This window comes from Lysinibacillus sp. G01H (assembly GCF_028872195.1).
GTDB lineage: Bacteria > Bacillota > Bacilli > Bacillales_A > Planococcaceae > Lysinibacillus > Lysinibacillus capsici.
Genome location: NZ_CP118397.1, coordinates 888,357 through 902,857 on the forward strand (window position 1 = coordinate 888,357; position 14,501 = coordinate 902,857).

Genomic DNA, 14,501 nt, shown 5'->3' on the forward strand with positions numbered 1-14,501 from the left:
ATGAGTGGTTGTTTTTTTATTAATTTTCTTCAATATCTTTACGGTTTTTCTTTAACATTTTAGATAGCATTTCATAAACAATTGGTACAACAACGAGTGTTAATAGGGTAGAAGATAATAAACCGCCAATTACAGTAATAGCTAAGTCTTTGGAAATTAATCCACTACCGCCAGTACCAAGCGCCATTGGTATCATAGCACCAATTGTAGCGATGGCTGTCATCAGGATAGGACGTAAACGTGTTGCTCCTGCTTCAAGGATCGCCTCACGCATGGCAAGACCATCATGTTCCATATGAATGATACGGTCAACTAATACGATGGCATTTGTTACGACGATACCAATCAACATCAATAGACCCATCATGACAGATACAGAAATAGTTTGCCCTGTAACGAATAATCCAATGAATGCACCAATTACTGCGAATGGTAGTGAGAAAAGAATAGCGAATGGAGCTAAACCTTCTCCGAATGTTACCACTAGAATGAAGTAAACAATGGCAATGGCTGCTAACATCGCAATACCAAGCTTAGTGAATGTTTCTTGCATATCTGCAGCAACACCAGCAACACCAAGTGTTACACCTTTTTGTAAATCTAATTTATCAATTTTTTTATCAGCAGCAGTAGTGGCTTTTGAAATATCGTCACCAATAATCGTACCAGATACTGTTGCGAAATATTCACCTTTTGAACGAGATAATGAGTTAAGTGTTGTACCTTCCTCAACATCTACTAATTCTCCGATTGTCATTGTTGTACCCAATGCTGTTTTAATTTCAGTGGCTAAGACATCATCAAGTGTAGTCGCAGCTGCTTTAGCATCGCGTTGAACGATAACATCGATATCTTTACCATCGTTTTTCACGGTAGTTAATACTTCTTGTGATGTATTTGAATTTAATGCCATCACAATTTGAGCTGTTGTTAACCCGTATTGAAGGACATTTTTTTGTTCAACTTTTAGCACATTCTCTACATATGGATCTTCATTATCAGATTTAATATCTTCTAAGCCATCCACTTCTTTTAGAGCACCCTCTACTTGTTTCACAGCATCTCGAAGTTTATCTAAATCATCACTATACAGTGTATAGCTGACTTCGTTTGATGACATCGACATAGAAGTGAAGTTTTGAGACTTCCATTCTCCTGATTGCCCGATGTTAAATACATAGTCTTCTACCTCTTCACGAGCTTTAGGGAAGTCTTCCATATCCGGATCAAAGATAAGATACATTAAGGCACCGCCAGCACCTCCACCCATCATCATTGCTGATGGATCGACATTCTTCGCATCTGTAATGGAAACTTGTAAAATATCAACATCTTTACGTTTCATTAATTCTTTTTCTACTTTTTCAACATTAGCTGCCGTTTCGTCAGCCAGTTCTCCCGTTGCAGGCGTATACGTTAAGTACATAACTTTTTCTTCTTGTGAGCCCATAAAACTAAAACCAATAAGTGGTGTTAATGCAAGAGAACCAACAAGTAAAAGAATCGCAAGGACAGATGTAATAATTTTGTGATTTAATACTTTTTCTAAGACACCTTTGTACCAGATAGCAAGTTTACCAACTTCTTTATGTTGGCTTTCAGTTTTCTCACCGTATAACTTTTTACGGAATAAGAAATGAGATAAAGCAGGTACGATTGTGATCGCAACTAATAATGATGCACCTAATGCAAATGTCATTGTAAGGGCAAATGGCATGAATAATTCGCCTACCATACCACCTACGAAAATAAGAGGAGCGAATACAGCGACCGTTACCAATGTTGAAGAAAGAATTGGTTTGAACATTTCAATTGTTGCTTCACGAATTAGGGCACGACCTGTAAGTTTTTCTTGTTTTAAGTGAATTCGTCGGTAAATATTTTCTACAACTACGATTGAGTCATCGATAACACGACCGATTGCGACGGTAATCGCGCCGAGGGTCATGATGTTTAATGTGATATCCATCCAGTTTAGTAGGAGTAATGCCATGAAGATAGAAACTGGGATAGAAATAATTGAGATAATCGTTGATTTGAAATCACGTAAGAATAGTAAAATGATTAATACGGCAATTGCGCCACCAAAGACTGCTTTTTCGATCATTGTAAATACAGAATCTTCAATTGGGGCACCTTGATCAAGAGAGATCTCTACGTTTAAGCCGTCTAATCGTTTTTCCTCATCCTTCATAAGGTCTTTTACGGCATTAACAACTGTCACCGTATTAGCATCTTGGCCTTTTACGATTTGAATAGCAATGGCATCTTGACCATTTGTACGTGAAACAGATTGCACTTTACCTTCTACTTCAATTTTTGCAATATCACCTAGACGAACGAAAGGTGAAGGATTTGTAGCTGAAGGTGTAACTGGAATTAATAAGTCTTTTAGTTCATCCACTGATTTTACCTTACCGTCTACTGAAACTGCTTGTTCCCCGACAGTAAATTGATATAAACCAAGTGACAGTGACATATCACTTGCCTGAATCATTTGTTTAACAGTATCCTCTGTTAAACCAAGTGCTGCCATTTTTTCTTCATCATATTTAAACGATACTTGTTCAATATGCTGACCTGTGATGGTAGCGGATGCCACACCATCAATTTTTTCGATTTTAGGCAGTAAAACATCTTCAACTGTTGAAGTTAAATCAACAATATCTTCCTTAGAGCTACTTACAGATAAAGCGACTACAGGCATCATGTTCATGCTGATTGCCATAATAGTAGGCTCTTGAGCACCTTCAGGTAGTTTAAGATTATCTAAAGCTGCTTCTAATTGTCGTTTTTTCTCATCCATATCAATTCCATAGTCGTATTCCACTTGAACTTGTGCTACGTTGGAAGAGGATGTTGAGTAAACAGCCTTCACATCTTCTAAACTTTCTATGGATTTTTCGAACGGAATGGACAGATCATTCATGACTTGTTCAGGCGTTGCGCCAGGATATACACCCATGACAATTAAATACGGGATCGAAATATCTGGTATCGATTCCATTTTCATCCTTGTACCCGAATAAATACCAGAGACAGTGATGATAATTGTTAATAACCACACTGCCAATTTGTTCTTTAATACGAAATTAACTAAACCTTTCACCTTCACACCTACCCTTTATTGACTATCTAAATTCAATTATTTATAATAATGACTAATCGGTCATTTGTCAACGAAATGCATTAGGAGAGAGTTAAAAATATGTTAAAAAAGAAATTAATTATGGAGAAAGCGTTAGAACTGTTTTCTGAACAGGGTTTTGAAGCTACGTCAGTACAACAAATTACAGAACGCTGTGGGATTTCTAAAGGTGCATTTTATTTATCCTTCAAAACCAAAGATGAGCTTGTTATATCTATGGTTGATTACTATTTACAGCAGTTTATCACAGATGTTGACCGAGTAGTCAGAGGAGCGTATAACAAAGAAACTGTTTTGGTTGAATTTTATAAAAGCATTTTTCAAGCATTCAAAGACCATTCTGCATCCGCACGTGTATTCTTTAATGAAAAGGTCTTTTTAACAAAAAAAGAGCTCTTTCATAAAATAACAGCGTATGAAGCAGAAATGTCGAAATCAATTCTCTATATGCTGGAGCAGCTTTATCAGGATCAATTACAAGAAACGAAATATGATGTAATGTATTGCATAAAAGGATTTATGAAGAGCTATGCTGAGCTTTTTATTTTTTCAGATATGCCACTTGATTTAGAGCAATTAGCTAAATCTTTAGCAGAAAAAACAGATATTATTGCCCATCATACAACCATTCCATTTATTACAGCAGATCTTGTGCCGTTTATTGCAAAGCCGTGTGAGCAAGACGTGCCAAAAGATGCTTTACTACAATTATTGGAGCAAAATATAAATCATACTGAGGATTCTATAGAAAAAGAATCCATTGAGTTGTTAAAGCAAGAAATAGAAAATCCTACTTATGGTAAAGCAATTATTAAAGGGCTAATTGAAAATTTACGTTTAGACCCAGCGTATCATTGGATTGCATATGTAACTGCAAAATACTTTAATATTTGAACCCTAGGATAGAATTGTTCACACTTGGCGGTGAACAATTCTATTTTTTAATAGTTTTATCTATGAATGGGGGCATAGATTGCAAGGCCTCTAAAGCACTTGCGAAGGGTTCTTGAATCCATAATAAGTGCTCAAGAAAATCATGGACTTCGATTGGTAATTTTAATTCCTGCTGCCAAGCTTTCTCTTTTTTCTTGCTTGGCTTGTAGTCTGAGTATAGTAAAAATAATAAAAAATGTCCGACAAAATAAAGATCACTAATATGATTTTCAGCACGTTTTGGATTTTCGATCGTAGAGATATCGATTTGCTTTTGATAAGTGGTAGCTAGACCAAAGTCAATAATATGCAATTGTTGACCCACTAACAATATATTCGGAATACGTAAATCGCGATGTATAATACCATGATTGTGTAACTGTACTATTTGTTCTAATAATTGCTTTGTAATAGCAAGGGATTGAGCGATTGTAAATTTGGCACCATTCTGAAAAATAAGCTGCTCAAAAGTTTGCCCATTGACATAGTCCATGATAAAAAATGGGCTGTTTGAAATTGTTCCTACTGAATGGATGGTAGGAACATAGGGTAGTGAAAGTTGCTGGAGTATGTGAATTTCTTGTTGAAATTTGTGAATAGTTTTCTGGTGATGACGATGTTTGGGTCGCAAGCATTTTAAAACAAATAGACTTGCTGAAGAGCAATCTTCAATTAAATACGTACGACCATATGAGCCATAGCCAAGAAATTTTTTAAAAGAAAAATCGGGATGTTCGGCTATGTAAAGTTCTACAGCCTGGTCAAAACTTTTTTCTGAAAGTCGTTTCCACCACATTAGCTACTAAAAAAACTCATAGAGCTGAAAAAACTGCGTGAGCTTTTACGAGAGCTACGCTTATAATGCTTATGACCATAATAATTATGTCGTTTTGAATATCTACTACGGCTACTTGAGGAAGAATAATGGCGTTTGGATTTACTATTGAATAAGGAATGAAGAATTTTATCTAGCATAAAAACGCTCCTTTTTGATGTTGTTATTACTATATACGCAAAAATAAAAAGGAGGTTTCAAAAATAAAAAAGAAACTATGTAAATTTTACATAGTTTCTTTTTACGAGGTTAAACCTCCATAATAATCGGTAAGATCATTGGACGACGTTTTGTTTTTTCGAATAGATAAGGTCCCAAAACGTCTGTAATTTCATTTTTCAATTCTGTCCATTGAGGAGTTTTGCTTTGAATTGTTTCATTCAGATGACGGTTTAGCATTTTTTGTGCCTCGTTTATCATTGTGCCTGATTCACGCATATAGACAAATCCACGCGAGATGATGTCAGGACCAGAAACAATTTTTTGTTTTTCCATATCCACGCTGACAACTACAATCACTAAACCTTCTTCAGAAAGGATGCGGCGATCACGCAACACGATATTACCGATATCGCCAATACCATTGCCATCAATGTAAACATCTCCTGAAGGAATACGGCCAGCTACATGTGCTTCATTAGCACTTAATGCAAGTACATCACCATTTTCCATAACAAATGTATTGTCTAATGGAACATCACAATCTTCTGCTAGATGTGTATGCATTTTTAACATACGGAATTCACCATGGATAGGCATAAAGAATTTGGGTTTCATTAAACGAAGCATCAGTTTTTGTTCTTCTTGAGATCCGTGACCAGATGTATGAATATTGTTTAATGCGCCATGAATGACTTCTGCACCTGCACGGAACAATAAGTTAATGATTTTATTAACACTTACAGTATTACCTGGTACTGGTGAAGAAGAGAAGATAACTGTATCGCCAGGCTGAATTTGAATCTGACGGTGTGTCCCATTGGCAATACGTGATAAGGCAGCCATTGGTTCACCTTGAGAGCCTGTACATAAAATCATAACTTCGTTTGCAGGAAGTCGATTGATGCTTTGAGCATCAATAAATGTATCCTTTGGAGCCGTAATGTAACCTAGCTCACGACCAATCGTAATAGCATTGTCCATTGAGCGACCAAAGACAGCAATCTTTCTTCCGTATTTCACGGCTGCGTCTGTGGCTTGCTGTAAACGGTGAATATTTGATGCAAAGGTAGCAAAAATAATACGGCTATCCACCTTACGGAAAATCTCATCGATACTTTTTCCAACTGTGCGCTCCGACATTGTGAAATTAGGCTTTTCAGCGTTAGTACTATCAGATAGTAAGCAAAGCACGCCATCACGTCCAATTTCAGCCATCTTTGTTAGGTTGGCTGGTTCACCCACTGGTGTAAAGTCAAATTTAAAGTCACCTGTGTGAACAATATTACCAGGTGGTGTTTTAACAACAATTCCATAAGCATCAGGAATACTATGTGTTGTTCTAAAGAAGCTAACAGATGTTTTTCTGAATTTAATAACATCCTCTTCCTTAATTTCAATGAGTTTTGTTGTACGTAGCAAGCCATGTTCTTCTAATTTATTACGTAATAAGCCAAGTGCGAGCTTACCGCCATAGACAGGGATATTTACTTGACGTAAAAGGTATGGAATACCCCCGATATGATCCTCATGTCCATGGGTAATAAACAGTCCTTTGATTTTATCGACATTACGTACTAAGTACGTGTAATCAGGAATAACATAGTCAATGCCGAGTAAGTCGTCTTCTGGAAATTTAATACCGGCGTCAATTAAGATAATTTCATCTTGAAATTGAACGCCATAAGTGTTTTTGCCGATTTCGCCCAGTCCGCCGAGCGCGAAAACAGCTGCTTGGTCATTTTTAACAAACTTCATGTTTGTTAAATTTCCTCCAAGACGAAGTTCGGGCTTGCTTGTTCGTACTCTAAGTAGTTACCCTCAAGCAGTTGAATGAACTCGATGTTGTAGTTTCGGTCTTTTAGCTTTTCACGTACTTCACGTTCTGAAGTAGCTTCTAGGTATAGACTTTTAGTATTTTCGCGAACTGGAATCTCATTTGCATTTTCTTGATAATAAACTTTGTAAATCATAGTTTGCTCTCCTTTAATTGCGTACAATTTTCTTGCACCTTTGACTACTACCACACACGTGCTACAAGAAAACAACGAATTTCTTTTATTGAAGAAATGTACGTTTGTAATACTTGTATCTCAATGCTTCAGATGTGCACTATGTTATAAAATTGTATAGGAAGTAGTGAGACAGTGGTTGCGTATAGCCAAATAAATGCATTTCCTTTATATTATCACGCACTTCCTCTAAAATAAAGAAAAGCCCTTCAAATAATGAAGGGCAAATGTTAGGCAATTGATTTTTTTCCGAGTACGCCACGAAGTTGCTTCAACAATTTCCGTTTGAGTTTCTTAAGCATGGCACATCACTCCTTAGGATCATTATAATTAAAATTATTGTCTATGTAAAGTCATTTAGCTTGAAAGGATAATATTTATGGAAAGGGTTAATAGAATGAACAAAATTTTATTTTTTGATGTTGATGGTACTCTCTATAACAGTGAAAAAAAGTTACCTTCATCTGCCAAAGAGGCACTTTTGGCAGCACGACGTAATGGTTATGAATTGGCAATTGCTACTGGTCGAGCACCATTTATGATTGAGTCATTACTAGAAGAATTAGAGATTGATACCTATGTTACCTTCAATGGTCAATATGTCGTCTATAAAGGTGAGGTTATCTATACAAATGGGATTGCGAAAGATGAACTTACTAAAATTATTGCCTTTGGTGAGGCGCGTAACGAACCTGTAGTGTTTTTAGATGATAAACGGATGATTGCCTCAGTTGGCGATCATCGTATGGTAGCTGAAAGCTTAGATACTCTTAAATATCCGTATCCAGAATTAGACTCATCTTATTATATGCAGAACAATGTATATCAAACACTTATTTTTATGGAAGAAAAAGATGAGCCTTTATATAATGAAACCTTCCCAAATGTTCAATTTGTACGTTGGCATCGTTATTCTTGCGATATTTTGCCAAAGGGAGGTTCGAAGGCTGCTGGTATTGAAAAGGTGCTTGAAAAAATGGGCATCACTTTACAAGATGCCTTTGCTTTTGGCGATGGCATAAATGATATCGAAATGCTACAGGCAGTTGGGACAAGTGTTGCTATGGGGAATGGCCATGAGCGAGTGAAGGCAGTCGCTCATCATATTGCAGACCATGTAGACGAGGATGGTCTCTCAAAAATAATGCGTAAGCTATCTATTATATAAAAATGAAAAACAACTAGTTGGAAATTTCCAACTAGTTGTTTTTTGATTAATGGTCTATGCCATATTGACGGTTTTTATTTGAACACCTTTTTCTGAAAAATGTTGAATCGTCTTTTTGGATAGTGCGTCATCTGTGATAATGACATCTACGTCATTCACTGGACAAACTTGAATCGCTACATCTTTATTAAATTTTGAGGAATCTGTAGCTACGTAGACTTTTTGAGCGATGGAAATAATTTGCTTTCTAGTAATCGCTTCATCCAAGCTAAAATCGGATATGCCTTTTTCAATTGAAACCCCACTAGCGCAAATAAAAGCTTTATTGATATTAAGATGCTCGAAGCGAAATAAAAATTCATTTGATGTCACTGATTTTTCAGAATGGCGTACTTTACCCCCAAGCAGTATAACCTCAATGTTAGAGCCGATTAGATCAAATGCTACAGGTAGTGAATTTGTCACCACTGTTAGTTTTTCCTTGTCCAATAAAAAGGGTGTCATTTGATAGGTAGTTGTTCCGCTATCAATGAAAATACATTCCCCATCTTGAACGAGCGAAGCACATGCTTTGGCAATGGCAATTTTCTCTGTTAACTGTTCGTGAAGTCGCTGATCAATTAGTCCTTCTACTGGCTCAATATATTTAACGCCCCCATAAAATTTTTCAATTTTTTTGTCTTGCATCAACTGTTGTACATCGCGACGGATCGTTTCCATCGAAACGTTAAACTCTTTTGTAAGTGTTACTAATTTTACTACCTTATGTTGACGTATAAACTGCAAAATTAGTTGTTGCCTTTCTATCATGTACATTTCATCACCTCTACTAGATATTTACTCAAAATAATCATAACTTTGTCAACAGTTGGTCAGAATTTACTCAACATTTACACAAATAAGCATTATCCTTTACAAATGGTCTCTATACTGAAGCTAAGAACTGAGTGAGGTGACCAATTTGTTAGAGCTAAAAAATATCTCAAAAAGCTATAAAAATAAAAAAGTTTTAGTAGATATCAACGTAACCATTGAATCAGGTGAGATTATTTCGTTGCTAGGGCCGAGTGGCTGCGGTAAAACTACTTTGCTTAATATCATTTTAGGACTTGTAGATCCAACTGCTGGTCAGCTTGTCTACAATGGACAAGATATTTCCAAGCAATCAATGCAAGAAAGAGGATTTAATATAGTGTTTCAGGATTTTGCATTATTTCCTCATTTAAATGCATACGACAATATTATTTATGGATTAAAAAATAAAAACGTGAAAATGTCCAAAGAGGAGATACAAGAATACATTGATTTTTTAGAGCTAGCTCCTCATTTGCATAAGAATATTCATGAATTGTCTGGTGGGCAAAAACAACGCGTTTCCATAGCAAGAACACTCGTGATGCAACCTAAAATTCTATTATTAGACGAACCACTAAGTGCACTAGATGGCGTTATAAAGGAATCTATAAAGGAACGTATTAAATCCATCGCCAGTGAATTTAATTTGACGACGATTATCGTGACACATGATCCAGAAGAAGCCCTTACCTTGTCAGATAAAGTCATCATTATTAATGAAGGTACAGTTGCTCAATTTGGCACACCTCATGAAATTGTAACAGCGCCAAAAAATCAATTTGTAGAGGACTTTATCTTAAGGCAGCTTCATATTAAGCGACATAACATCTATCAATTGTTTGGAGAAACCTATGCTTAAAACGAATAAAGTAATGAAATTAATTTTTCTACCGATTCTACTATTTTTTCTATTCTTTTTAATTGTGCCATTGCTTTATATGCTTTGGCAGTCATTCAAAATAGGCAATGTCGTGACCACTCAAAATTATATAGAAGCTTTACGGAATATCGAAATTCGTGAAGCTTTTACGAATAGTTTTAAAGTTTCTTTTGTTGCATCAGTGATTACAACCATTTTAGCCTTTTGGTTGGCCTATGCTGTTCATTTTACTACGATGCATCGCCATACAAAAAAATTAGTTCAAATTGGAATTACGTTGCCGATGCTACTGCCAACCATCACCTATGGCTTTGTATTGATATATACATTTGGTAATCAAGGAATTCTAACAAAATTAGTAGGGCAGCCTCTTTTTACAATCTATGGGTATAACGGCTTGGTGATCGGTTACGTCTTATACACATTACCAGTTGCTTTTATATTAATGCAAAATTCCATGCAATATATCGATAAACGGTTTTTACTTGTTTCAATATTAATGCATGATCAGCCCCTGCGTCGTTTTTATCATACCGTATACCGTCCTATGCTTGGAACAATTGGCGGGGCATTTATTTTAACATTTGTTTTAAGCTTCACAGACTTTGGAATCCCTGCATCGGTTGGTGGAAATTACAGGGTGATAGCTACTGAGCTCTACCAAGCTATGTTAGGTTCCATTGTACATTTTGAACGTGGAGCAGTCATTTCGGTGTTAATGCTAGTACCTGCTGTATTAGGTGTTGTCATGCTAACGGTTTTAGAGCGCTTCAATTTTCAATATAAACAGGTTGGGCAAAGTGAACTTGTAAAGCATCGTTTACGAGATGCGCTATTTACAATTTATTCAATTCTCTGTGTAACAGCTGTATGTATTATTTTTTCAACCATGTTTATTGTGCCTTTTACCAAAGGCTATCCGTACGATTTCAGCTTTACATTAGAGCACGTTCAAAATGTACTTGCAGAGAAAGATTTAACGAAGGTTTACATCAATTCTCTCATCGTAGCGGTTCTAACAGCCATATTCGGTGTGGGCATAACATTTATGTCAGCGCTTCTTAATACAAGGACACCATTAAAGGGAAGAAAAAGCTTAGATGTAACTTCTATGATGACAAATACAGTTCCAGGAATGGTGCTTGGATTATCCTACTTATTTTTCTTTAATGGAAGTTCTTTAAAGGGTACTTTTCTTATCATTATCGCATGTAATATAGTCCATTTTTTTACGACACCTTATTTAATGGCGAAAAATTCGTTGCAAAAAATGGATCCTACGTGGGAAGTGACAGGTGAGCTGTTAAAGGATTCGTGGTTAAAAACCGTGATACGAATTATTTTACCGAATATTAGGCCAACGATTTATCAAATGTTTAGCTACTATTTTTTAAATGCGATGGTTACGGTCAGCGGTGTTATTTTTCTTGTCAGCACAAAGACAATGCTTGTATCGACAAGGATAAAAGAGCTACAGCATTTCGCAAAGTACACCGATATTTTTGTTTTATCGATATTCATTTTATGTACAAACCTCATTGTGAAATTAGGTTGTGATTATATAGCAGCACATAAAGAAAAAACGGAGGAGATTACAAAATGAAGAAGTCAACAGGCATGATGTTAGGGACAGTAAGTGCAGCAGCAGTCGTTTTAGCTGCATGTGGAGGGGTAGCAGCAGATTCCAAAGAGCAAGTCATCATTTATTCAAATGCTGATGATGAAGCTATTGAAGTGATGGAAACTACATTGGATGACAAGGGCTATAAAGGTAAGTATTTAATCCAGTCGTATGGTACTTCTGAGTTAGGTGGCAAAATGATGGCGGAAGGGACAGATATTGAAGCAGATGTTGTGACAATGGCTTCTTATTTTATAGAAAGTGCACAAACCTCAAAATCCATGTTTGTGGATATTTCTTCAGACTTAAAGCCTCTTGATGGGGGTGTTACGTATGCATTACCGATTTTAGGCAATGTAGGCTCTATCTTTATTAATACAGAGGTATTACAACAAAAGGAGCTACCTATCCCAAAATCAATTAAAGATTTGACAGACCCTGCTTATAAGGATTTAGTGTCATTCCCAAACATTATGGACTCCTCAACAGGGTGGCTTCTCGTACAAGCTATTATAAAGGAATATGGTGAAAAAGAAGGGAAAAAAATTTTAGCAGAGCTAATTAAAAATGCAGGACCACATATTGAGAGTTCAGGCTCTGGCCCTATTAAAAAGGTGAAAACAGGAGAAGTTGCTGCTGGCTTTGGTTTACGTATCCAAGCTATTGATGCCAAAAACGAAGGGCTGCCGATTGATTATATTGACCCGACAGAAGGAAACTTCACTTTAACAGAATCTGTAGCTGTTGTAGATAAAGAAGGTGAGGAAGCATTAGCGAAAGAAATTGCAAAGGTAATTGCCACAGAGGCTCATGATGGTCTTCTAGAGCAATACCCTGTAGCCCTATATGAAGGAGAACAAGTAAAGGACGAGCACGTTCCTGCCTATTTGAAAAAATGGGATACAACCTTAACCGTAGATTTATTAGAAAAACACCAAGCCTTCTTTAAAGAAGCACAGAGATAAGGAGTTATAGCAGATGAGTAACTATAAATTATTGACGCCAGGTCCATTGACAACAACTGAAGCGGTGAAACGAGAAATGTTAAAAGATCGTTGTACATGGGATGACGATTATAAAAATGTGACACAAGTGATTCGAAAGCAACTCTTAAAATTAGCAAAAGTTGATGAAGCTGATTACACTACGGTACTAATGCAAGGAAGTGGAAGCTTTGTAGTGGAGTCTGTACTAACAACTGCAATTGGTGAAAATGATAAGGTGCTGATACTAACAAATGGTGCTTATGGTGAAAGAATTGTTGAAATGGCCAAAGCCTTAAAGTTACAGCATGTTGTTTATAGTGCTCCTTATGATGAACAGCCATCCTTGTTAGAAGTACAATCCTTCCTTGAAAGAGATAGAAGTATTACTCATGTAGCTATCGTACATTGTGAGACGACTACTGGTATTTTAAATCCTATTAAAGAAATCGGGGAAGTTGTTCATTCGTTCAACAAAACGTTTATTGTGGATGCCATGAGTAGCTTTGGAGGCGTGCCAATGGATTTATCAAGCTTGCATATTGATTTTTGTATTAGTAGTGCCAATAAATGTATTCAGGGTGTCCCAGGCTTTGGTTTTGTTATCGCGAATACAAGAGCATTGGAAAAATGTAAGGGACAAGCTCGAAGTGTAGCATTAGATTTGCATAGTCAGTGGGAAGTAATGAAGCAAGATGGGAAATGGCGTTTCACATCGCCTACTCATGTAGTTGCAGCTTTTGCGAAGGCGCTTGAAGAGTTGAATGAAGAAGGCGGAATTCATGCCCGCTACAAACGCTATGCGTATAATAATCAACTACTTCGCTCTCGCTTGTCAGTGCTGGGATTTAAAGCGTATATTTCGGAGGAGCTTCAATCACCAATTATCACAACATTTTTATTCCCGTATAAAGAGTTTTCTTTTGAGCATTTTTATCAAGAAATAAAAAAGGCAGGTTTCGTTATCTATCCAGGTAAGCTGACGGATGTCGATACATTCCGTATTGGCAATATTGGTGATATTCATGAGGAAGATATGCTTGCATTATGTGAAATCATTGAAAATTATATGGTGGTGAAAAACAATGAAAATTGAGACGGTTATTTTGGACTGGGCAGGCACAGCAGTTGACTTTGGTTGTTTTGCCCCTGTTAATGCTTTTTTAACAATTTTTGAAGATGCTGGTGTGATAGTTACACTGGAAGAGGCTCGTAAACCAATGGGGATGCTGAAAATTGATCATATCCGCACCATGCTAGAAATGCCAAGAATTAAAGCAGAATGGCATCGTGTACATGGACAATCCTTTACTGAAAAGGATGTACATGTATTATATAATCATTTTGAAACAAAATTAATGGAGTCTTTGGCGACCTATACAGATCCTATCCAGCACGTGAAAACAACAGTACAGCAATTAAGAGGTGCAGGTATTCGAATAGGCTCTACAACTGGCTATACAGATGCAATGATGGAAGTAGTGACAAAGCATGCAGCTGACAAGGGCTATCAACCTGATTTTCTTGTAACACCTACACAGGTAGGTGATAAAGGGCGACCATATCCATATATGATTTTTAAAAATATGGAGGCATTAGGTTCGCAAGCGACGAAGCAAGTTGTGAAGGTTGGCGATACAACATCAGATATAAAGGAAGCCTTGAATGCAGGTGTTTGGGCTGTTGGCGTTATTATTGGAAGCTCAGAAATGGGACTATCCGAAGAAGAATTCAATGCCCTATCTTTAGAAGAACAGCAACAAATCATAGCGAAAACAAAATGTGTTTTTGAAGAATCTGGTGCTCATTATACAATTGAAACAATGGCGGAGTTGCCAGCATTAATTGAAACGATCAATGCTCGGTTAAATGTGGATAGACAATTAGAATATAAATAAAAATTAACC

The 14,501-nt window shown here is 36.6% G+C and carries 12 protein-coding genes; 7 read left to right on the plus strand and 5 right to left on the minus strand.

Annotation, left to right across the window (positions count from 1 at the left end; all coding sequences use genetic code 11):
* Positions 1 to 19 precede the first annotated feature (19 nt).
* Positions 20 to 3,109: an efflux RND transporter permease subunit gene (locus tag PSR12_RS04245; RefSeq protein ID WP_221679636.1), complete on the minus strand. Its 3,090-nt coding sequence runs from the start codon at positions 3,107 to 3,109 to the stop codon at positions 20 to 22.
* A gap of 99 nt (positions 3,110 to 3,208) precedes the next feature.
* On the opposite strand from PSR12_RS04245, the gene PSR12_RS04250 reads away from it, so the two are divergent.
* A complete protein-coding gene (locus PSR12_RS04250; protein WP_257521249.1) occupies positions 3,209 to 4,042 on the plus strand; it encodes a TetR/AcrR family transcriptional regulator in 834 nt (277 codons plus the stop codon).
* A gap of 40 nt (positions 4,043 to 4,082) precedes the next feature.
* Here PSR12_RS04250 and PSR12_RS04255 read toward each other — a convergent pair whose 3' ends face one another.
* The 3 genes from PSR12_RS04255 to PSR12_RS04265 form a co-directional block, all read right to left on the minus strand.
* Positions 4,083 to 4,877 (minus strand): protein kinase domain-containing protein, encoded by a 795-nt coding sequence (locus PSR12_RS04255; protein ID WP_257521250.1) that lies wholly within the window; start codon positions 4,875 to 4,877, stop codon positions 4,083 to 4,085.
* Between the two features lie 288 nt (positions 4,878 to 5,165).
* Positions 5,166 to 6,833, minus strand: a complete 1,668-nt coding sequence (gene rnjA, locus PSR12_RS04260; RefSeq protein ID WP_036077035.1) for a ribonuclease J1 — start codon at positions 6,831 to 6,833, stop codon at positions 5,166 to 5,168.
* A gap of 5 nt (positions 6,834 to 6,838) precedes the next feature.
* Positions 6,839 to 7,048, minus strand: a complete 210-nt coding sequence (locus PSR12_RS04265; RefSeq protein ID WP_004224712.1) for a DNA-dependent RNA polymerase subunit epsilon — start codon at positions 7,046 to 7,048, stop codon at positions 6,839 to 6,841.
* Positions 7,049 to 7,484: 436 nt separating this feature from the next.
* Here PSR12_RS04265 and PSR12_RS04270 point away from each other — a divergent pair, with 436 nt between their 5' ends.
* A complete protein-coding gene (locus tag PSR12_RS04270) occupies positions 7,485 to 8,255 on the plus strand; it encodes a Cof-type HAD-IIB family hydrolase (RefSeq protein WP_274771770.1) in 771 nt (256 codons plus the stop codon).
* A 54-nt stretch (positions 8,256 to 8,309) separates the two neighbouring features.
* Here PSR12_RS04270 and PSR12_RS04275 read toward each other — a convergent pair whose 3' ends face one another.
* Positions 8,310 to 9,071 carry a DeoR/GlpR family DNA-binding transcription regulator gene (locus tag PSR12_RS04275; protein ID WP_257521252.1) on the minus strand — a complete coding sequence of 254 codons (762 nt, stop codon included), beginning with the start codon at positions 9,069 to 9,071 and terminating at the stop codon, positions 8,310 to 8,312.
* A 145-nt stretch (positions 9,072 to 9,216) separates the two neighbouring features.
* Between PSR12_RS04275 and PSR12_RS04280 the strand changes: the two genes are divergently transcribed.
* From PSR12_RS04280 to phnX, 5 genes are read left to right on the plus strand one after another with little or no spacing between them, the layout of a single operon-like run.
* Positions 9,217 to 9,969 carry an ABC transporter ATP-binding protein gene (locus PSR12_RS04280; protein WP_221679646.1) on the plus strand — a complete coding sequence of 251 codons (753 nt, stop codon included), beginning with the start codon at positions 9,217 to 9,219 and terminating at the stop codon, positions 9,967 to 9,969.
* Positions 9,962 to 11,593 carry an ABC transporter permease subunit gene (locus tag PSR12_RS04285; RefSeq protein WP_274771773.1) on the plus strand — a complete coding sequence of 544 codons (1,632 nt, stop codon included), beginning with the start codon at positions 9,962 to 9,964 and terminating at the stop codon, positions 11,591 to 11,593. Before PSR12_RS04280 ends, PSR12_RS04285 begins: the two co-directional genes overlap by 8 nt.
* The gene (locus PSR12_RS04290; protein ID WP_274771775.1) at positions 11,590 to 12,576 is read left to right on the plus strand and encodes an extracellular solute-binding protein; all 987 of its coding nucleotides are present in this window, start codon (positions 11,590 to 11,592) and stop codon (positions 12,574 to 12,576) included. Before PSR12_RS04285 ends, PSR12_RS04290 begins: the two co-directional genes overlap by 4 nt.
* A gap of 13 nt (positions 12,577 to 12,589) precedes the next feature.
* Positions 12,590 to 13,690, plus strand: coding sequence for a 2-aminoethylphosphonate--pyruvate transaminase (gene phnW / locus PSR12_RS04295; RefSeq protein ID WP_221679654.1), 1,101 nt, complete (start codon positions 12,590 to 12,592; stop codon positions 13,688 to 13,690).
* The gene (phnX, locus tag PSR12_RS04300; RefSeq protein WP_221679655.1) at positions 13,680 to 14,492 is read left to right on the plus strand and encodes a phosphonoacetaldehyde hydrolase; all 813 of its coding nucleotides are present in this window, start codon (positions 13,680 to 13,682) and stop codon (positions 14,490 to 14,492) included. Before phnW ends, phnX begins: the two co-directional genes overlap by 11 nt.
* Positions 14,493 to 14,501: the final 9 nt, after the last annotated feature.

Bases quoted from the DNA above. Each gene is read 5' to 3' on its own strand.
- PSR12_RS04250 (WP_257521249.1), top strand. From the start codon at position 3,209: ATGTTAAAAAAGAAATTAATTATGGAGAAAGCGTTAGAACTGTTTTCT.
- PSR12_RS04255 (WP_257521250.1), bottom strand. From the start codon at position 4,877: ATGTGGTGGAAACGACTTTCAGAAAAAAGTTTTGACCAGGCTGTAGAA.
- rnjA (WP_036077035.1), bottom strand. From the start codon at position 6,833: ATGAAGTTTGTTAAAAATGACCAAGCAGCTGTTTTCGCGCTCGGCGGA.
- PSR12_RS04265 (WP_004224712.1), bottom strand. From the start codon at position 7,048: ATGATTTACAAAGTTTATTATCAAGAAAATGCAAATGAGATTCCAGTT.
- PSR12_RS04270 (WP_274771770.1), top strand. From the start codon at position 7,485: ATGAACAAAATTTTATTTTTTGATGTTGATGGTACTCTCTATAACAGT.
- PSR12_RS04275 (WP_257521252.1), bottom strand. From the start codon at position 9,071: ATGTACATGATAGAAAGGCAACAACTAATTTTGCAGTTTATACGTCAA.
- PSR12_RS04285 (WP_274771773.1), top strand. From the start codon at position 9,962: ATGCTTAAAACGAATAAAGTAATGAAATTAATTTTTCTACCGATTCTA.
- PSR12_RS04290 (WP_274771775.1), top strand. From the start codon at position 11,590: ATGAAGAAGTCAACAGGCATGATGTTAGGGACAGTAAGTGCAGCAGCA.
- phnW (WP_221679654.1), top strand. From the start codon at position 12,590: ATGAGTAACTATAAATTATTGACGCCAGGTCCATTGACAACAACTGAA.
- phnX (WP_221679655.1), top strand. From the start codon at position 13,680: ATGAAAATTGAGACGGTTATTTTGGACTGGGCAGGCACAGCAGTTGAC.